Here is a 19,065-nt window from a genome sequence, read left to right on the forward strand (position 1 = left end):
CTTTACGTTAGGAAATTGATATATTTTGGGAAACCGATTTCAAAAGTAAAGTAATTATCCGATATTCGCAAGCGAAATTTAATTTCTCATTACTAAAATTTAAAAATATGTCAGCAACTTTAGACGCTTTGCAGTGGCGATATGCAACAAAAAAGATGAATGGAACTGCTGTTGAGCAACCTCTTGTGGACGAAATCATTGAAGCGGCGCGTCTCGCTCCCACGTCCTCGGGATTACAGCCTTTTTCAATTATCGAGATTACAGATGCGGAACTGAAAAAGAAAATCCAACCGATTGCGAATAATCAAAGTCAAATAGTTGATGCTTCGCATCTCCTGATTTTCGCTGCATGGGACAATTATACTGAGGAAAGAATTAATGAACGATTTGCACGTATTGCCGCAGAACGAGAACTTCCGTTAAGTACAGTAGAAGATTACAAAAACAGGTTGATTGCAGGTTATGTGCCGCGTTCGGCAGAAGTAAATTTTCAGCACGCGGCACGGCAGGCATACATTGCATTTGGTGCTGCAATCGTTGCTGCGGCTGAATTGAAAGTTGATACAACACCGATGGAAGGCTTTAAAAATGATGAGCTGGACGAACTGTTGGAACTAAGTAAATACGGTTTAAAAAGTGTAACCATTCTTGCAATCGGTTATCGCGACACGGATAATGATTGGTTGGTAAACCTGAAAAAAGTTCGTGTTCCGACAAGTGAGTTAGTAATTAAACTACCTTAATTTTTTACAACTAAAACAAAAAAGCTGTTTAAACTTGATAGTTTAAACAGCTTTTTTGTTTTCACATAAACTTTCTTATCTTGCAACCACAATGAAAAAATCATTCCTACATCTTCATCTTGATTATCTCAATCATCCCGTTGGGTAAGCTATTATTTTCTCTCTTCGATTTTTATTTTTCATTCTTCATTTTTTAAAAACATTTTTATGTCAGATATTTTGGTATCCGATAAATCGGGTTATTATATTTCGTTGGAAGAACAGCACGGCGCGCACAATTATCATCCTTTGCCTGTGGTTTTGGAACGCAGCGAAGGCGTTTATGTCTGGGACGTCAACGGCAAACAATATTTCGATTTTCTAAGCGGTTATTCCGCACTCAATCAGGGACACAGGCATCCGCGCATTATGCAGGCTTTGACAGAACAAGCACAAAAGCTCACGCTTACCTCACGCGCTTTTTATAACAATCAGTTGGGCGAGTTTGAAAAATACATCACTAAACTTTTCGGTTATGATAAAGTTTTGCCGATGAACTCCGGCGCAGAAGCCGTTGAAACGGCTTTAAAACTTGCAAGAAAATGGGCGTATAAAGTCAAACAAATTCCGACAAACGACGCGCAGATTGTCGTTTGCGGAAATAACTTTCATGGAAGAACTATCTCAATTGTTTCGTTCAGTTCCGATGCCGATTCTAAAAAAGAATTTGGTCCTTATACTCCGGGCTTCATCGTTATTCCATACAACGATTTAGAAACATTGGAAGAATTTTTTCAACAAGAAAAAAATATTGCCGCGTTTTTAGTCGAACCAATTCAAGGCGAAGCGGGCGTTGTCGTTCCCGACGAAGGATATTTATCCAAAGCAAAAACATTGTGTGAAAAATACAATGTTTTATTTATCGCAGATGAAATTCAAACAGGACTTGCCCGTACCGGAAAAATGCTCGCCTGCGACCATGAAAATGTGCATCCCGATATTCTCATTCTTGGCAAAGCCTTAAGCGGCGGCGTTTTGCCCGTGAGCACCGTGTTGGCGAATAACGAAATTATGCTCACGATTTTGCCCGGCGAACATGGTTCAACGTACGGCGGAAATCCTTTGGCGTGCGCAGTTGCCATTGCATCTTTGCAAGTTTTGACAGAAGAAAATCTGGCGGACAATGCAGAAAAATTAGGCAATATTTTTCGTGAAGAAATTGGCAAACTAAATAATCCGTTAGTCAAAGAAGTGCGCGGAAAAGGATTATTAAATGCTGTTGTCATCAATCATCCTGATGAAAATGCAGCCTGGAATATTTGCCTGAAACTTAGAGATAACGGGCTTTTGGCGAAACCTACGCATGGCGATAAAATTCGTTTCGCACCGCCATTGGTAATGAATGAAGAACAGTTGAGAGAATGTATTGCAATTATTGATAAGAGTTTAAATGAGTTTGTTGCCTGATTTTTTTTTGAACCACAAAGGCACAACGACACAAAGTTACACAACGAAGAAGCCTGAACACGCCGACACGTCATGCTGAACTTGTTTCAGCATCTAAAAAAGATTCCGAAATAAATTCGGAATGACACGTAAGCGTGTTCTCTTTTTCCATAAACCCCAAACAATTCTTCCCATTCTTTCCGCTTAGTTCACTACATTTGAACATCTATTCAAAAGTTCATATTATGACAAAAGAATCATCTTTATTTATGGCAAACAGCGAAGCGAAAGCTTCCGATTTGCAGCACAGAAATACGATTAATTTCAACATAGCAAAATATAATTCCGCAGTTCCCGCAGGAAAAGCTCAATTCTCTGAATTGCCCGTGGCACGACAGCTTGCAAAGAATGCAAAGTGGAACGCGATAGAAAACCTGGATAAAAATTTATTGAATTTTGAAAAGCAAATTACTGCACGCGGAGCAAAAGTTATTTGGGCGGAAAATGCCGAAGAAGCGTTGGCTGCCGTGAAAGAAATTTGTATTGAGAAGAACGCTAAAACCATCGTCAAAAGCAAGAGTATGGTTACGGAAGAAATCCATCTGAATCATTTTCTCGAAGCACAAGGCATTGAAAGCGTGGAAACCGATTTAGGAGAATATATTCAGCAGATTGCGGGCGAACCACCGTATCATATTGTAACACCTGCGATGCACAAAAGCGCGGCAGAAATTGCAGATTTGTACACCGAAAAATTGGGTGCAGAACCGAACCTTGCGCCCGAACAAGTAACGCTTTTCACACGAAAAAAATTAAGAGAGAAATTCACTTCGGCAGAGATTGGCATTACGGGTGCGAACTTTATTATCTCTGACATCGGCGGTATTTCATTAACTGAAAACGAAGGCAACGCGCGGCTTTCAACGGCTTTCCCAAAAACGCATATCGCAATTGTAGGTATCGAAAAAGTAATTCCGAGCTTGCAGGATTTATCCTTGTTTTTGCCTTTGCTCGCAACCTTTGGAACGGGGCAAACCATTACTTCGTACAACACCATTATTACAGGTCCGAAACAAAAAGGCGAAACCGACGGACCTGAAGAAATGTATGTAATACTGCTCGACAACGGTCGTACCAATATGTTGAAAAACGTAAAGATGCGCGAGGCAATGTATTGCATTCGCTGCGGCGCGTGCCTCAATGCTTGTCCGGTTTATAAAAACATCGGTGGACATTCTTACGAAACAACTTACAGCGGACCCATCGGTTCTGTTATCACGCCGCATCTTCGCGGAATCAAAGAATACAAGCATTTGAGCTATGCTTCCTCACTGTGCGGCAACTGCACGGAAGTTTGTCCGGTAAGAATTAATTTGCATGAATTGTTGCTGGAAAACCGGTACGAATCAGTAGAAGAAGGCGATGCTTCGATGGCTGAACGCATGGCTTGGAAAGGGTGGAAATTTGCAAGTCTGCACCGCAAAATGATGAACATGGGCAATGGAAAACTAAAAAATTCATTTGTAAACAGTATTTTTAAAGACTGGACGAAATACAGAGGTAATCTCGATTTCAGCCCAAAGACGTTTAATGAAATGTGGCGGGAAAGGAAATAAAAATATAAAATTCCTTAGCTTTACTCATGCGAAAAACCTCGCTCTTCGACGTTTGTAACGTCGAAGCCCTATCAACGGATTTTTAATCTATAAAAAAAGCATGAACCATTTATCCATTTACCAAATTTTGGTAACTTTGGAGAAAGTTTAGAAAAATGAAAAATACATCAATCTCACTCGGCAACTATTTTGACCAGTTTGTAAGCGGTCAAGTCTCCGCAGGACGCTATAAAAACGTTAGTGAAGTTGTTCGTGCAGGACTTCGACTTTTAGAAGACGAAGAAAGTAAAATAATTGCATTGAAAGCCGCAATCCAAAAAGGGTTAAACAGCCCACGAGTTGAAAATTTTGACTTCAAAGCAAATTTGAAAAAACTAAAAGAAGAGAAAGCAAAAAATGGCTAAAGTTATTTTACGACAAGAAGCCATTGATGACTTGAATGATATTTGGATTTATTCTTTTGAAGAATGGTCGGAAAAGCAGGCGGACAAATATTATGCGACTTTAGAGTTTGCCTGTAAGCAAATTGGAAAAAATCCGGAACTTGGGAAAATATATGAAGGAATAACCAACAACTTACTGGGACTGAGAATAGGTAAGCACATAATTTTCTATCAAGTTATCAACGAACAGGAAATTGAAATAATCCGAATTTTGCACGAACGAATGGACTTAAAAAACAGACTTAATGAATAAAAAACTGACACCGTAAATTCCTTAGCTTTACGTATGCGAAAAATCTATCTTCTTTGTTCAGTTATTATTTTCTTGTGTTGGCATTCACACGCAAATGCACAAGCAAAAAATTCGCTCTTCCTTGAAAAGATTTTAAACAAAATTCCCGATAGCATTTTCAGGGAAGTTTATCATCATCCCGAAAAATACAGGCTGCAAATTATTTATACACAAATCAATCGCGACAAACACAACAAACCTTCTTTTACCAATTATTATTTTAATGTTGATAGCAATTTATACTTCAATCCGGCATCTACGGTAAAGATGCCTTTGTCGTTTTTAGCGTTACAAAAGCTGCATCAAATCAACGTTTCAGGCGTCAATAAATTTACAACCATGCTAACGGACAGTTCTTATTCTAAGCAAACTTCCGCAACGAGCGACAGCACTTCGGCAACAGGCTTTCCGTCCGTTGCACAATACATTCGCAAAGTATTTTTGATAAGCGACAATGATGCGTATAATCGTTTATATGAATTTTTAGAACAACAATATATCAACCGCGAATTGCACAAACGCGGTTACACCGACGTAAATATTTCAAGAAGATTTACCGCAATGAACGACGATGAAAACCGCCACACTAATGAAATAAGATTTTTAGACAATAACGGGGAATTATTATACCAACAACCGCCTGCATACAATACCGATTCATTCGATTATCATCAGATTATTAAAATGGGAAAGGCGCATTGGAACAACAATGACAGTCTTATAAATACGCCGATGGATTTTACCACAGCCAATAAAATTTCTCTGGAAGATTTGCAGCAAATAGAACAAAGTGTTTTATTTCCTTCGTCTGTTCCGCCCAATAAAAGATTTGACTTGTCGGACGAAGATTACCCTTTCCTATATCAATATATGTCGCAATATCCGTCGGAAACCAATTACCCTAAATACGATACTTCGGTTTATTACGACAGCTATGTAAAAAATTATTTTAAAAATGCTTCGCATAAAATTCCGCCGTATATCCGCGTGTTCAACAAGCCGGGCTGGGCTTACGGTTTTCTCACGGATATCTCTTATGTCGCGGACTTTGAAAACCGTGTGGAATTTATGTTGAGCTGCACGCTGTATGTCAATAGCGACGGCGTTTTGAATGATAATAAGTATGATTATGATTCCGTTGGTTATCCGTTTTTATACACACTCGGACAATCGATTTATCAATATGAATTGCAACGTAAGAGAAAACACAAACCGGATTTGAGCAGGTTCATTATTCGTTACGACCAACGCAATCCGAATGATACACGAAAGGCGATTAAAGATGCGGATAATTAAATGAACCCATATCTTTAAACAAAACATTAATCTTTCCAACTAACTACAATTAACGCACGATAGTTTAAACGTTGTGCGTTATATTTGCGCAACCTAAATTTTAATTCAATAATCATGTCAGTTTTAGTAAATAAAAATTCCAAAGTAATTGTTCAGGGTTTTACAGGCACGGAAGGCACTTTCCATGCAACGCAAATGATTGAATACGGAACCAATGTTGTAGGCGGCGTTACGCCAAACAAAGGTGGTACTACGCATCTCGACAGACCAGTGTTCAACACCGTTGCCGATGCTGTAAAAGAAACGGATGCCAATGTGAGCATCATCTTTGTTCCGCCGGCATTTGCGGCAGATGCTGTAATGGAATCTGCGGAAGCAGGCATTGAATTAATCGTGTGCATTACCGAAGGTATCCCTGTGCAGGATATGGTCAAAGTGAAAAATTATTTGCAAGGCAAAAATGTAAGATTGATAGGACCAAATTGTCCGGGCGTAATCACAGCAGGCGAAGCGAAAGTCGGCATTATGCCGGGCTTTATTTTCAAACCCGGAAAAGTAGGCATCGTTTCCAAATCAGGAACACTTACTTATGAAGCTGCCGACCAAGTGGTAAAAGCAGGTTTGGGAATTTCAACGGCAATCGGTATCGGCGGCGACCCGATTATCGGAACGACTACAAAAGAAGCCGTTGAATTGCTGATGAATGATGATGAAACCGAAGCAATTATTATGATTGGCGAAATCGGCGGAAGCATGGAAGCCGATGCGGCGCACTGGATAAAAGATAATAACAAGAAACCTGTCGTTGGTTTTATCGCGGGGCAAACTGCGCCGGCAGGTCGCAGAATGGGACACGCAGGCGCTATCATCGGCGGTGCAGACGATACAGCCGCAGCAAAGATGAAGATTCTTGCAGAGAACGGCGTTACAGTTGTGGCAAGCCCTGCGGATATCGGAAAGACTTTGGCAGAAGCGTTGAAGAAATAAACATACATCAATTCATTATTTAGCGCATATCTGTTTCGGGTGTGCGCTTTTTGTTTTGATACATTTAAACCATTAAGAAGTTGAGATACATTAAGGCTTAATTTTCTTAATTCCTTAATGGTTTTATTCTTCAATTAAATTCATTACTCATAATTCATCATTCATAATTAATTTTGAGCCGATGCTCACAAAAAGAATTATTCCTTGTTTGGATATTAAAGACGGTCGCACCGTGAAAGGCGTGAACTTTGAAAGCCTGCGCGATGCAGGCGACCCTGTGGAACTCGGCGCGTTGTATGCAAAGCAAGGCGCGGACGAATTGGTGTTTCTCGACATTACGGCAACGATTGAAAAAAGAAAAACGTTGAGCGAATTGGTCAATAAAATTTCGCATCATATCAATATTCCGTTCACGGTTGGCGGCGGCATCAGTTCGGTAGAAGACGCATCGGTATTGTTGAAAAATGGCGCGGATAAAACTTCCATCAACACATCGGCGTATAAAAATCCACAGTTGATTAATGATTTGGCAAAAGAGTTCGGAAGTCAATTTGTAGTGTTGGCGATTGATACCAAAAAGGAAGATGACGGCGAATGGTATGTTTACTTAAACGGTGGTCGCGTGAAAACAGAAACCAAATGTTTTGATTGGGCAAAGCAAGCTGTTGATTTGGGCGCGGGCGAAATTTTATTAACGTCCATGAACAACGACGGCACAAAGCAAGGCTTTGCATTGGACATTACAAAATTGCTTTCGGAATCTTTGCCCGTGCCTGTGATTGCAAGTGGCGGCGCAGGAAATATGCAGCATTTTGTAGAAGTGTTTGAAACTGCAAACGCTGATGCAGCGCTGGCTGCAAGCATTTTTCATTTTAAGGAAGTGGAAATAAAAGAATTGAAAACAGCGTTGAAAGATAAACAAATTCCTGTGAGAATTTGACAGATAACAGAAAACAAATAACCGATAACAGACAAGAAATGAACATAAATTATTCAAAATATTCCAACGGGCTTGTTCCCGCAATTGTACAAGATGCAACCACCAACAAAGTATTGATGCTTGGCTTTATGAACGAAGAAGCTGTTGCAAAAACGCAGTCGCTGGAGAAAGTAACATTCTTCAGCCGCAGCAAAAACCGCTTGTGGACGAAAGGCGAAGAAAGCGGTAATTTTTTGCTGTTGAAAGATATAAAAGCTGATTGCGACAACGATACATTATTGATTAAAGCCGAACCTGTCGGACCCGTTTGCCACACCGGCGCAGACACTTGTTTTAATGAAGAAAATAAAAAAAATATGAACAACGATTTTCTGAATGAATTGGAAAACATTATCCAACAAAGAAAAGAAGCAGGCGGCTCAAACTCTTACGTGGCAAGCCTTTTCGCGAAAGGCATTAATAAAATCGCACAGAAAGTTGGCGAAGAAGCCGTTGAAGTTGTGATTGAGGCAAAAGACAATAGCGAAGAATTATTTTTAAATGAAAGCGCCGATTTATTGTTTCACTACCTGATTTTGTTGAATGCAAAAGGTTATTCGTTAAACGATGTTATCAATGTATTGAAGAAGCGCCATGAAGAACGATAATTATAAAATATTTTTTCTTTTTCTTTTGGTTATTTTTCCAACGTTGTTGTTCGCACAAAACAACGACAACATGGAAAGTGAATTAAGTAATCAGGAAAATACCGATTGGTATAACTCCAATTTTAAAACGTATGAAGACAGCGTTCAGTATTATTCATACATGATGAAAGCGCCGCAAACACCGAGTGAAAGAAGAAATACATTAAGCAGTTACCAGCAACAATTATCTGTTTTTCGTACGCATTTAAAAAGTTTTGTTCAGCAACACGCGACAGATGTTTTGGGTGCAAAAGCCTTAATCATTACTTGCTTTCGCAATATTGATGTAAATTTAGATACGCTGCAACATTTCGCTGAAACCCTGTCGGGACAAGGCTTGCATAACAAATATGCCGATTATTTTTTTCAGGAAATTAAAGGAAGAAGAAATGACGAGGTCGGCAAAATGTTTATTCCTTTTTCCATGACGGATATTAATGGAAACATAGTTTCGTCAGAAAATTTTAAAGGAAAAAATGTGCTGGTTTTGTTTTGGGCGAGTTGGTGCATTCCTTGCCGTGCGGAAATTCCCGGTTTACTTTCCGTTTATCATCAGTTTAAAAATAATAATTTTGAAGTGCTTGCTGTTTCGGTTGATACGGATAAGAATCGTTGGCTGCAAGCCGTTCAGCACGACAAAACCGATTGGCATAATTTATTCAACGGAAAAGCCTGGAACGCAGATGTAGTGCGGAATTACGCCATTCATTCCATTCCGAAAAATGTATTGATTAATCCCGAAGGAAAAATTATTGCCAAAAACATTTCTGCTGCGGGGTTGGAAAAAGTGTTATCAAAATAGCTTCCAAATCAACTCTTTATTTCCTTCCTCATAAACAAATAATAAGACAGCGCAAAACACAGCAAAGTCGCCGCAATCAATCCCGTTACCTGGGGCCAAACAACCATCAGACTTTCCTTTAACGACAAAGGCGAAGGTATTGCACCCGCCATTTGTTCCATCGTAAGCGGCCCGAGACTGCGCACCGACGGCATCAGTAAAGTTGTAACGGCATCGGAATAAGTCTGACTCGGAGACACTCTCATAATGTCGAGAATAAGATGATTGTAAGACAACATTTCTCCTTGAGAAAGAAATGAAGGATCGGGCAAAAATGCCTTCACAACAAGGTTTACAATCAATGGAAAAAAGATAGTAAAAAACATCCAGATGCCGATTGCCGTAAGCGCCGAAGCCGCAGCCTGCCTGAATTTGATTGAAAACAAAATAGACAAGCTTATCCAAAAACCTACATACACTACGCTGATAATAACGAAGCAAAGTATGCGCAAAAACTCTTCGGGTTCTATCCGCACGCCTGTAATTAAAAGTCCGCCGCCAATCATCAATAATGATAAAGAAATAAACAAAGTGCTGATAACAATCAATGCGCTTACAAATTTTGAAAGCAATACATTATCGCGGTAAATCGGCTGCGCCAGCAACCTGATAAGCGTGCCGCTGCCAAGCTCCGTATTAACAGCATCAAATCCAAGACTGATGCCGAGCAACGGACCAATAAAGCTGATAAACACATGAAACGGCGGCAATGTGCCGTCGGTAGTAGTTAATAATTTCAAATACAAAAACTGGTGGTTCGGGTCAGAAAGATTTTTGAATGCCTTGCTGATATTGCTAAGCGAAACATACATAGAACCGAAAAATGTAAGCGCCATCAATATTATCAGTACCACAAACTTCCAGCTATGCACAATGCCGGATACCTCTTTCTGCAACATTACCCCAAATGGTGTTTTTTGCTGCGTGGAAGAACTTTGACTACTTTTTGTTTCGCTTACCGAAAGTCCTTTTGAATAAGTTATCGCGCTTTTCATTTTGTAAATGTTCTTTTAGATTATTTTCAAAATAACGTTGATAAATTTCGTCCAATCCATATACTCTTTTCTGCACGCCTGTAATGTCAAACCCTTGTTGTACCAGCGTCCGCACAAGTTGCGGCGTTATGTCTTCGCCGCAAAAAATGTCGATGGCGTTGTTTTCCGTAACCAATGTTTTTTTCACTTCGGGCAGCTTTGTAAGTGTGTCGTTTAACTGCGAAGCATCTGTCAAATCATTCTTTACCGAAATATTTACAACATAAGGTTCGCTTGTAAATAAATTTCGTCCGAGCGTATCAATATTGCCTTCTGCCAGCAGCTTTCCGTTTACAAAAATTCCTACGCGGTCGCACACTTGCTGCACCTGATGAAGATGATGTGAAGAAAGCAATACCGTCAAACCTTGTTGACGGCTCATCTGTTTTATCAGTGTAAGAAACTCTTTAACGCCACTCGGGTCGATGCCCAAAGTCGGTTCGTCCAGAATAATTACTTCGGGCTGCTTGATAAGCACGTCTGCAAGTCCGAGCCGCTGTTTCATGCCTCGTGAAAACGCGCCCGTTTTTTTGTGCATATCATCAGCAAGACCTACTTGATGCAGCATTTCTTTTGCGCGGCGTTGCACGTCGTTTTCAGCAATACCGTTCAACCTGCCGATATAAACAAGATTTTCCAGAGCGCTAAGATTGTCATAAAAGCCCACGCTGTCGGGCATATAGCCTACTTTTTGTTTTACGGATAAAGGATTTTGCGTTGCCTTGTAACCGCATATATGCGCTTCGCCCGACGATGGTTCGGTAAGCCCGAGCATCATCAAAATTGTAGTGGATTTTCCCGCACCGTTCGGACCCAAAAGCCCAAAGATTTCGCCTTTATTAATGGAAAGACTTAAATCATCTACTGCTTTCAGGGAACCGTAAAACTTAGTCAATCCATCGAGTTGTATAATCGGATTTTCCATAAGTCTTATCTTCTTCCGTATTTGCGAATCAAATAATAAATAGCGCCTATGGCGAGTAAAATAATGAGAATGCCAATCCAGCCGGATAATAAAGAAGTTTTTACTGTTACGCGGAAAGATGCAGTAGCGCTTTTGTTAGAATTCTGTGCAGAAAATGTGGTTACATAATCGCCGGCAATTGTTTTGTCCGGAACCTTTAGTGTAGCAACTATATTTTCCGTTTTTCCCGGTTCTAAATGTGCAATTTTAGTTGGTTCAAATGTCGTGCTCCATTGCGCCGGCGATTGCGCCGACAATGAAATATCGTTCAAAGCAATAGTTCCGGAATTGGTAACAACCAATTGAATTTTTTTCTCGTCGCCTTCTGTTACTTCATCGCTCAAAAGCCCTGTGGGCGTAGATAACTGCAAAGCATACGAACCTTTAACTACCGCTTCCAACTGAAGTTTTAGCGTATCATTACCCGAAACCGCAGTAACCGGTATTTCGTATTTTCCGGGCTTTGCAACAGGCGATGGAGTAATTTGTACTGTAACTGATTGTGTCCGGTTTGAATCAATATTAAATGACGAAACCTGGCTGCCCTCTACCCTGAAAGCGACAGACCAACCATCGGGTATTTGTGCATTCAGGTCATAAATGCGCGACTCGCGGCTGCCATTGTGCAACGTAGTATTATATGAAAATGTGGCATTCGCGGCATTTTCGATATTGATGAGCTGCGCCGTAAAAGAAGATTTACTGCTTGCAGATTTTTTTTGCGCTACAACAGCGCCCGCCAAGAAAAAGAAAAAAAGAACAGCATAAACTTTGCGCTTCGTTCGGTTGAATTGCGTTTTGTAAGCCATCATAAGATTAATAAAATTTATATTAATAAAAAAAGATTGCCTAAAAAATCGATTATGAAGTTGGAATGCTTTCCCAAAAACGGAGCTAAATTATACAAGTAAGGTTTAAGGAAAATAGAAGAAAAAATTAATGAAAAGATAAAATTAAATTTCTCCACAATGATGCGGAACAATCGAGGCAGTTCTTTTCAAAAAAGTAGTCGGTAATAGAAAAATGTAAAATGCTGTATTTTATTTTATACATACAAATGCAATTTTACTGACACCATATCATATAATGTATTGATTAATATAATATTATGCATAATTTTTTCGGCATATTTTTATCATTAATTCAAATTTGCGAGAGATTCATATTTTTCATTTGAATAAAAGGATATAAAAAACGTTTCATCGGGTTCGTTTTCTATTCGGCTACGAATCTCTTTAAATTGCTCCATAAGAATTTCAATACTTTCGTAGTGCACCCATTCCCGCATATTTTGTAATATAAGCGGAAATTGGCGTATCATTTCTATGGCATGGACAGGCATAATATTTGCATTCAATCCTTTAATCATTTCATTAAACTCAGATAATGCAAAGTTCTGTTATGCAATCGATTGTGAGTATAGCACAAACAACCTTAATTATATCTAAAAGTAAGATTTAAAACAAATAGGGTTTTTGACTTAACAAATATTGGGCAGGCGGGACTCTCTTTCTATGTACATACATTTTCGTTTTGTTCTTTATTACCGGTAACTGAATTTAGATATTTTATTATACGTAAAAGTTATTTATTGAATTTATGTCAGAGTTATTGCCACAAATTGAAATCCAGACCATTGCCAGCAATGCCGGTCTCGAATACGGCATTGAGGATTTTGTTGTCCACGATTCAAGAATAAACTGTTCGGAGTTTGTCAAGGATAAAGTTTACCGCGCCCGTCATTTTTCTATAACTACAGTTATCAGCGGCGAACTATGTGTGAGAGTTAATTTATCGGAATACTGCCTTAAAGAAGGGGATTTATTAATTATACCGCCATCAGTCATTCGGCAACTTACATGGGAAGATAAAAATACACATTTCTTCGGATTGCTTTTTACGCAGGATTTTCTCACAAAAACGGGGATTTTGGACAAATACTTAAGTGTAGCGCAATTTTTCAAAAGCAGTACGCAGTTGTACTGCAATATTGAGAAAAACGATTATCTGTTGTTGGAAAAAATTACCGGATGTCTGTATGAATTATTGCATCGCAATAACCCCGGAAGCAGCGATACAGCAGTAATGCATTCGCTGTTCAAAGCCTTTCTGCTGAAAGTAAAACAATATTTTGACAATCCACAACAGGGCACTAGTATTGCCAACACTATTATTTACAGGTTTCTTCAATTACTTTCCGAAAATTATCTGAAACACAGAGATGTATATTTTTACGCGCAAAACCTCAACATCAGCGAGAAGTATCTCACACAATTATTGAAGAAAAAAACGGGCAAAACCGCGCGTAACTTCATAACGGAAATGGTAGTGCTGGAAGCAAAAGTTTTGTTGAATAATGAATCTCTGTCCATAAAACAAATAGCCAACCGGTTAAATTTTGAGAACCAGTTTCATTTCAGCCGCTTCTTTAAACAATATGCAGGCATAGCACCAACGGAACACAGAAAATAATTTTTTATCAATAGAATCCTGTATCTAAAATCTTTCCGAATCTTCGTTCAGACTTTTTATCTTCGCACTCCAAAAAATCACATAAAATATGTATCGTTCACATACTTGTGGAGAATTAAATATTAATGATGTAAACAAAGAAGTAACGCTTGCGGGCTGGGTGCAAACCGTTCGCAAATTCGGTTCGATTACGTTTGTGGATTTGCGCGACCGCTATGGCATTACGCAATTATTGTTTGGAGAAGAATTAAATAAACAATTAGACGAAATGCCGTTGGGGCGTGAGTTTGTGTTGCAAGTAAGAGGCAAAGTGAGCGAGCGCAGCAACAAAAATAAAAACATCCCGACGGGTGAAATTGAAATATTGGTTGATTCATTTTCTATCTTAAATAAATCGGTTGTTCCACCATTTACGATTCAGGATGATACCGACGGCGGCGATGATTTGCGTATGAAATATCGCTATCTCGACCTGCGCAGAAACACCGTGAAGAAGAATATTGAATTGCGTTATGCAGTCAATCGTTCCGTAAGAAATTATTTACACGAAAATAATTTCATGGATATTGAAACACCTTTCTTAATTAAATCAACACCCGAAGGCGCACGTGATTTTGTAGTACCATCACGTATGAATGCAGGTCAATTTTATGCATTGCCGCAATCGCCGCAAACGTTCAAGCAGCTGTTAATGGTAAGCGGTTACGACCGTTATTATCAAATCGTGAAATGCTTTCGTGACGAGGATTTGCGCGCAGACAGGCAACCTGAGTTTACGCAGATAGATTGCGAAATGTCTTTTGTAGAACAGGAAGATATTTTGCAAATGTTTGAAGGTTTGGTAAGGCGTGTGTTTAAAGATGTAAAGCAAATCGATTACAGCGAAACTATCCAACGCATCACTTGGGAAGAAGCGATGTGGAATTACGGAAACGACAAGCCCGACATTCGTTTCGGGATGAAGATTGCGAATCTGAAATTCCCGCAACATACTTTTCCATCCAAGAAAAATCATACGGAAATATTTAACGGCGTTGATTTTAAAGTGTTCAACGAAGCTGAAACCGTTGTGGCTATTGCCGTTCCGAACGCTGCGGAATATTCGCGCAAGCAAATTGATGAATTAACCGAATGGGTAAAACGTCCGCAAATTGGAATGCTTGGTTTGGTCAATATCAAATACAATGCAGACGGCACACTGAAAAGCAGCGTGGATAAATTCTTCAGCGAAGAAAAATTAAAACAGATTGCAGAAGTTGCTAATGCACAACCAAACGATTTGATTTTAATTCTCGCAGGCAAGGAAGAACGCACAAGAAAAGCCATCAGCGAATTGCGTTTGGAAATGGGCGAAAGATTAGGTTTAAGAAAGAAAGATGAATTCAAACTTTTGTGGGTATTGGATTTCCCATTGTTTGAATATGCAGAAGAAGAGAACCGTTGGGTGGCGCGTCATCATCCGTTTACCTCGCCGAAACCGAGCGATATTGAAACGATGATTAACAACAATCCTAAGATTGAAAATCCTGAAAAATATCTCGAACATCCTTATGCAAATATCAAAGCGAATGCGTATGATATGGTATTAAACGGAAATGAAATCGGCGGTGGTTCTATCAGAATTTTCCAAAAAGAATTGCAGCAAAAAATGTTTGCCGCACTCGGCATGAGCGATGAAGAAGCGAAAGAAAAATTCGGCTTCCTGCTTGGCGCATTTGAATACGGCGCACCGCCGCACGGCGGACTGGCATTCGGTTTCGACCGTTTGTGCGCATTGCTTGGCGGCAGCGAAAGTATCAGAGACTTTATTGCTTTCCCGAAAAATAATTCGGGCAGAGATGTGATGATTGATGCGCCGAATGTAATTGATGACAAGCAGTTGAAAGAACTGAATATTCAACTTTCAGATATGTCAAAGTAACTCAAATTTACCGTTCGTGTAATTTCTTTTTATAAAGTATCCGGCAATAAAATTATTTTTTATCTTGCCAGATACTTTTTTAATTTCTTTATTATGCGAAAAATTTCTCTACTAACTACTTTATTGGTCTCCTGCTTTTTTGGTGTAAATGCACAAAGCAAAATTCCTACGGATACGGTTGTTACCACACAACACGAAGCCACGATTAACGGGCAGCATTTTACCTATTATGTCCATAAAGGAATGCAACCCGTTTGGAATAAAGACGGCAAAGTCGCTGCAACAGTCGGTTACACTTATTATGAACGTGCGGGAGTCAGCGATAAAAGCACAAGACCAATTACCATTTCATTTAATGGCGGTCCGGGTTCTGCATCGCTGTGGATGGAACTTGGTTACACCGGACCGGTTCGCGTGAATCTGGACGATGCAGGTCATGCCGTGCAGCCTTACGGACTAAAAGAAAATCCATACAGCATTTTAGATGCAACAGACATCGTGTATGTTGACCCGGTAAACACTGGTTATTCGCGCATCGTGGATAAAGACGCGAAGCCTTCCATGTTTTTTGGTGTAAATGAAGATATCGACTATCTCGCAAAATGGATTAGCACTTTTGTTACACGCAACAACCGTTGGCTCTCGCCAAAATTCCTAATCGGCGAAAGCTATGGAACCACGCGTGTTTCAGGGCTTGCCGCTGCCTTGCAGGAACCAACAATCGGGATGTTTCTGAATGGCGTAATTCTGGTTTCTCCTACCGAACTGGGCATTCGCCGCGACGGACCGATTAATGAAGCAATTAATATTCCGTATTATGCAGCAACCGCCTGGTACTATAAAAAACTGCCTGCAGATTTACAACAAAAACAACTGACTGATATTCTTCCGCAGATTGAAGATTTTACCGTTAATCAATTGATTCCCGCTATTGCAAAAGGCGGCTCTATTTCTGAAAGCGAAAAGCAAAATATAGAAACACAGTTGGAACGCTACACTTCCATCAAGAAAGAAGTATGGGACCAAAACAATTTAGATGTTAATACCAATTTATTCTGGAAAGAATTGCTGCGCGACAAGGGCTACACCATCGGTCGCCTCGATTCCCGCTATCTTGGAATTGATGAAAGAGTTTCGGGAAGCTATCCCGATTTTAATGCCGAAATTCCCGCATGGTCGCGTTCCTTCTCTCCTGCCGCAAACTATTATATGCGCAACGATTTGAACTTTAAAACCGATGTTCCTTATCTTGTTTTGTCCGACCAGGTTTATCCCTGGAATTCGCAAGGCGACAGAACGGGCGCACAATTGCGCGAAGCAATGGAAGAAAATCCGTCGCTGCATTTGCTGGTGCAATCGGGATATTATGACGGTTCATCCTGCAACTTTTTTAATGCTAAATACAGCATGTGGCAAATGGCGACTTCTGCAAATTTAAAAGCGCGCATGGAATGGAAAGGCTATCCCTGCGGACACATGGTGTACATGGACAAACCTACCATGATTCAGGGCGATAAAGATATTCGCGATTTTATCAAAAACGCTATCCCGGCAAATAATAAATCGTCCGACTATCAAGTCAGCACGATGGATGTTGCACAGTAACCAAAATCAATTGCAATCCTAAGCGCATCAATTTTTATTGGTGCGTTTTTTATTGGTTAACTTCGCTTCCATTATTTATGACGCATAAAGTAAAAGGCATTGTTTTGCGCACGGTCAAGTACGGCGAAACCAGCGTGATTGCTACGTTGTACACCGATTTGTTCGGCTTACAAAGTTATCTTGTAAAAGGCGTGCGCAAAAGCAGCAAAAGCGGTGCTTCTAAAATAAATTATTTCCAACCTGGTGCCATTCTTGAATTGCAGGCATATCATAATCCGTTTAAATCATTACAATTCATTAAGGAATATCAGTGGAGCTATTTATACACCGAATTATTTTTTCATGTTACGCGCAGCGCAATTGCCATGTATATGCTTGAACTGATTTTGCATTGCATCAAACAAGAGGAAACGAATAACGAGCTTTTCGATTTTTTTGAACATTTTTTCATATCGCTGGACAAACAAAATTTAGAGGAAATTGCCGATTATCCGCTTACGTTTACACTGCATCTTGCAAAGTTTTTAGGCTTTCAAATCCATGGAAATTATTCGTCCAAAACACCGATACTGGATTTGCAGGAAGGAATGTTTGTAGCCGAAAAGCCTTACCACAACTACGTTGTAGAAGATAATTATGCCGCAATCACGTCTGAACTAAATAATCTTGAAACACATTCCGCTCCCAAATCTTTACAATTGAATCATTTAATTCGCCGAGAACTTTTGAAATATTATCAACAGTTCTTTTCTTTGCATTTGCAAAATACAAGTGAAATGAAAAGCTTCCGTGTTTTACAAGCTGTTTTGCAATAATTACTTAACCTATTTTAGAACTCTTAAAAGAAGTTTCAAATGATGAAAAAAATTTTTTTAGGGCTTGCTGTTTTTTCAGCTACAATGGCAATGGCACAAGACAATAGCCGCTCGGATATTCAAGGCGACTTAGATTCAAAAATTGATAAATCAGGTCATAAAGCTGATACCACAAAACTCTGGAACAAAGGTGGTGCATTATCACTAACAGCAGGACAAACATCGCTCAGTAACTGGGCAGGCGGCGGTACAAATGCGTATTCCGTTACAGGCGTGGTAAACCTGTATGCCGATTATAAAAAAAATAAAGACAGCTGGGACAACAACCTGAACGTACAATACGGCTATATCAAAACCAAAGGCAACATTGGACAAAGCAGCGCCAACCTTTTGGATTTTCTTTCCTTATACGGGCATTCGGTAAGTTCCAAATTAGATGTATCCGCATTGTTTCGTGTGCGCACACAACCGTTTGACGGCTATACGTACGGTTCGGACGGGCAAAGCAAAACTTTCAGTTCTACATTCTTTGCACCCGCTTACGTTACACTCGCACCGGGCATTACATGGAAACCCGTAAAAAATTTAAACATCTTCTTCTCTCCTGTTGCAGCCCGTGCACTGATTGTTGCGAATCATTTCTTGTCCGACCAAGGCGCGTACGGCGTGGACACCGGCAAAACGTTTAAGTTTCAGTTCGGCGCTTTGCTGAATGCAGGATATGCAGCAAATATCACAAAGACGATTACTTATGCAGGCAATCTCGAATTGTATAGCAATTACCTGCACAACCCGCAAAACATTTACATTTTCTGGACAAATACTTTTGCGGCAAAACTTACAAAAGCTATTGCCGTTACGTGGAACTTCAATCTCGCGTATGATGATTTGTACAGACCAACACCGCCCAAAGGTCCAAAGATTCAGACACAATCTATACTTGGCGTAGGATTGATGTATAATTTATAAGAACAATTTTTATGAT

Annotated in this window: 18 protein-coding genes; 15 read left to right on the plus strand and 3 right to left on the minus strand. The window is 39.8% G+C overall.

Translation table 11 applies throughout. The annotated features are described in order from the left end of the window. Nucleotides 1-107 precede the first annotated feature (107 nt). The 10 genes from A9P82_RS04835 to A9P82_RS04880 all read left to right on the plus strand — a co-directional run bounded on the left by A9P82_RS04835 (nucleotide 108) and on the right by A9P82_RS04880 (nucleotide 9,230). On the plus strand, nucleotides 108-743 hold the full coding sequence (locus A9P82_RS04835) for a nitroreductase family protein (RefSeq protein WP_066204765.1): 636 nt from the start codon (nucleotides 108-110) through the stop codon (nucleotides 741-743). Nucleotides 744-950: 207 nt separating this feature from the next. Continuing rightward, complete coding sequence (gene rocD, locus A9P82_RS04840) at nucleotides 951-2,189, plus strand: ornithine--oxo-acid transaminase (RefSeq protein WP_066204767.1); 1,239 nt, start codon at nucleotides 951-953, stop codon at nucleotides 2,187-2,189. Between the two features lie 224 nt (nucleotides 2,190-2,413). Continuing rightward, nucleotides 2,414-3,784, plus strand: a complete 1,371-nt coding sequence (locus A9P82_RS04845) for a LutB/LldF family L-lactate oxidation iron-sulfur protein (protein ID WP_066204769.1) — start codon at nucleotides 2,414-2,416, stop codon at nucleotides 3,782-3,784. Between the two features lie 155 nt (nucleotides 3,785-3,939). Further along, nucleotides 3,940-4,188, plus strand: a complete 249-nt coding sequence (locus tag A9P82_RS04850; protein ID WP_066204770.1) for a type II toxin-antitoxin system ParD family antitoxin — start codon at nucleotides 3,940-3,942, stop codon at nucleotides 4,186-4,188. Then, nucleotides 4,181-4,480, plus strand: a complete 300-nt coding sequence (locus A9P82_RS04855; RefSeq protein ID WP_066204776.1) for a type II toxin-antitoxin system RelE/ParE family toxin — start codon at nucleotides 4,181-4,183, stop codon at nucleotides 4,478-4,480. The genes A9P82_RS04850 and A9P82_RS04855 overlap by 8 nt, the downstream gene beginning before the upstream one ends. A gap of 33 nt (nucleotides 4,481-4,513) precedes the next feature. Further along, entirely contained in the window at nucleotides 4,514-5,815 is a 1,302-nt protein-coding gene (locus A9P82_RS04860; protein ID WP_066204778.1) for a serine hydrolase, read from the plus strand. Nucleotides 5,816-5,929: 114 nt separating this feature from the next. Beyond that, nucleotides 5,930-6,802 carry a succinate--CoA ligase subunit alpha gene (gene sucD / locus A9P82_RS04865; RefSeq protein ID WP_066204781.1) on the plus strand — a complete coding sequence of 291 codons (873 nt, stop codon included), beginning with the start codon at nucleotides 5,930-5,932 and terminating at the stop codon, nucleotides 6,800-6,802. Between the two features lie 181 nt (nucleotides 6,803-6,983). Beyond that, on the plus strand, nucleotides 6,984-7,742 hold the full coding sequence (hisF, locus tag A9P82_RS04870) for an imidazole glycerol phosphate synthase subunit HisF (protein WP_066204783.1): 759 nt from the start codon (nucleotides 6,984-6,986) through the stop codon (nucleotides 7,740-7,742). Then, complete coding sequence (gene hisIE, locus A9P82_RS04875; RefSeq protein ID WP_255364054.1) at nucleotides 7,739-8,389, plus strand: bifunctional phosphoribosyl-AMP cyclohydrolase/phosphoribosyl-ATP diphosphatase HisIE; 651 nt, start codon at nucleotides 7,739-7,741, stop codon at nucleotides 8,387-8,389. The genes hisF and hisIE overlap by 4 nt, the downstream gene beginning before the upstream one ends. 70 nt (nucleotides 8,390-8,459) lie before the next feature. After that, nucleotides 8,460-9,230, plus strand: a complete 771-nt coding sequence (locus A9P82_RS04880) for a TlpA family protein disulfide reductase (protein ID WP_197492244.1) — start codon at nucleotides 8,460-8,462, stop codon at nucleotides 9,228-9,230. A gap of 8 nt (nucleotides 9,231-9,238) precedes the next feature. Here the strand turns inward: A9P82_RS04880 and A9P82_RS04885 are convergent, their stop codons facing one another. The 3 genes from A9P82_RS04885 to A9P82_RS04895 are packed head-to-tail and all read right to left on the minus strand — an operon-like array spanning nucleotide 9,239 to nucleotide 12,079. Further along, the gene (locus tag A9P82_RS04885; RefSeq protein WP_082915237.1) at nucleotides 9,239-10,264 is read right to left on the minus strand and encodes an ABC transporter permease; all 1,026 of its coding nucleotides are present in this window, start codon (nucleotides 10,262-10,264) and stop codon (nucleotides 9,239-9,241) included. After that, nucleotides 10,209-11,228, minus strand: coding sequence for an ABC transporter ATP-binding protein (locus A9P82_RS04890; RefSeq protein WP_066204787.1), 1,020 nt, complete (start codon nucleotides 11,226-11,228; stop codon nucleotides 10,209-10,211). Before A9P82_RS04890 ends, A9P82_RS04885 begins: the two co-directional genes overlap by 56 nt. Nucleotides 11,229-11,233: 5 nt before the next feature. Then, nucleotides 11,234-12,079, minus strand: a complete 846-nt coding sequence (locus A9P82_RS04895; RefSeq protein ID WP_066204790.1) for a COG1470 family protein — start codon at nucleotides 12,077-12,079, stop codon at nucleotides 11,234-11,236. 787 nt (nucleotides 12,080-12,866) lie between these two features. Here A9P82_RS04895 and A9P82_RS04905 point away from each other — a divergent pair. From A9P82_RS04905 to A9P82_RS04925, 5 genes are all read left to right on the plus strand, one after another. Next, nucleotides 12,867-13,739 (plus strand): helix-turn-helix domain-containing protein, encoded by an 873-nt coding sequence (locus tag A9P82_RS04905; protein WP_066204794.1) that lies wholly within the window; start codon nucleotides 12,867-12,869, stop codon nucleotides 13,737-13,739. Nucleotides 13,740-13,827: 88 nt separating this feature from the next. After that, on the plus strand, nucleotides 13,828-15,660 hold the full coding sequence (gene aspS, locus A9P82_RS04910; protein WP_066204798.1) for an aspartate--tRNA ligase: 1,833 nt from the start codon (nucleotides 13,828-13,830) through the stop codon (nucleotides 15,658-15,660). Nucleotides 15,661-15,753: 93 nt separating this feature from the next. After that, nucleotides 15,754-17,265, plus strand: a complete 1,512-nt coding sequence (locus A9P82_RS04915; RefSeq protein ID WP_066204799.1) for a S10 family peptidase — start codon at nucleotides 15,754-15,756, stop codon at nucleotides 17,263-17,265. A gap of 77 nt (nucleotides 17,266-17,342) precedes the next feature. After that, nucleotides 17,343-18,080 (plus strand): DNA repair protein RecO, encoded by a 738-nt coding sequence (gene recO, locus A9P82_RS04920; protein ID WP_066204802.1) that lies wholly within the window; start codon nucleotides 17,343-17,345, stop codon nucleotides 18,078-18,080. Nucleotides 18,081-18,119: 39 nt separating this feature from the next. Beyond that, complete coding sequence (locus tag A9P82_RS04925; RefSeq protein WP_082915238.1) at nucleotides 18,120-19,049, plus strand: DUF3078 domain-containing protein; 930 nt, start codon at nucleotides 18,120-18,122, stop codon at nucleotides 19,047-19,049. Nucleotides 19,050-19,065: the final 16 nt, after the last annotated feature.

This window comes from Arachidicoccus sp. BS20, assembly GCF_001659705.1.
Taxonomy (GTDB): Bacteria; Bacteroidota; Bacteroidia; order Chitinophagales; family Chitinophagaceae; genus Arachidicoccus.

Excerpts from the sequence above, each read along its gene's own strand:
- A9P82_RS04860 (WP_066204778.1), top strand. The coding sequence starts at position 4,514 with ATGCGAAAAATCTATCTTCTTTGTTCAGTTATTATTTTCTTGTGTTGG.
- A9P82_RS04885 (WP_082915237.1), bottom strand. The coding sequence starts at position 10,264 with ATGAAAAGCGCGATAACTTATTCAAAAGGACTTTCGGTAAGCGAAACA.
- aspS (WP_066204798.1), top strand. The coding sequence starts at position 13,828 with ATGTATCGTTCACATACTTGTGGAGAATTAAATATTAATGATGTAAAC.
- A9P82_RS04850 (WP_066204770.1), top strand. The coding sequence starts at position 3,940 with ATGAAAAATACATCAATCTCACTCGGCAACTATTTTGACCAGTTTGTA.
- A9P82_RS04915 (WP_066204799.1), top strand. The coding sequence starts at position 15,754 with ATGCGAAAAATTTCTCTACTAACTACTTTATTGGTCTCCTGCTTTTTT.
- A9P82_RS04895 (WP_066204790.1), bottom strand. The coding sequence starts at position 12,079 with ATGATGGCTTACAAAACGCAATTCAACCGAACGAAGCGCAAAGTTTAT.
- rocD (WP_066204767.1), top strand. The coding sequence starts at position 951 with ATGTCAGATATTTTGGTATCCGATAAATCGGGTTATTATATTTCGTTG.
- sucD (WP_066204781.1), top strand. The coding sequence starts at position 5,930 with ATGTCAGTTTTAGTAAATAAAAATTCCAAAGTAATTGTTCAGGGTTTT.
- A9P82_RS04845 (WP_066204769.1), top strand. The coding sequence starts at position 2,414 with ATGACAAAAGAATCATCTTTATTTATGGCAAACAGCGAAGCGAAAGCT.
- A9P82_RS04925 (WP_082915238.1), top strand. The coding sequence starts at position 18,120 with ATGATGAAAAAAATTTTTTTAGGGCTTGCTGTTTTTTCAGCTACAATG.
- A9P82_RS04905 (WP_066204794.1), top strand. The coding sequence starts at position 12,867 with ATGTCAGAGTTATTGCCACAAATTGAAATCCAGACCATTGCCAGCAAT.
- A9P82_RS04890 (WP_066204787.1), bottom strand. The coding sequence starts at position 11,228 with ATGGAAAATCCGATTATACAACTCGATGGATTGACTAAGTTTTACGGT.
- recO (WP_066204802.1), top strand. The coding sequence starts at position 17,343 with ATGACGCATAAAGTAAAAGGCATTGTTTTGCGCACGGTCAAGTACGGC.
- A9P82_RS04855 (WP_066204776.1), top strand. The coding sequence starts at position 4,181 with ATGGCTAAAGTTATTTTACGACAAGAAGCCATTGATGACTTGAATGAT.
- A9P82_RS04835 (WP_066204765.1), top strand. The coding sequence starts at position 108 with ATGTCAGCAACTTTAGACGCTTTGCAGTGGCGATATGCAACAAAAAAG.
- A9P82_RS04880 (WP_197492244.1), top strand. The coding sequence starts at position 8,460 with ATGGAAAGTGAATTAAGTAATCAGGAAAATACCGATTGGTATAACTCC.
- hisF (WP_066204783.1), top strand. The coding sequence starts at position 6,984 with ATGCTCACAAAAAGAATTATTCCTTGTTTGGATATTAAAGACGGTCGC.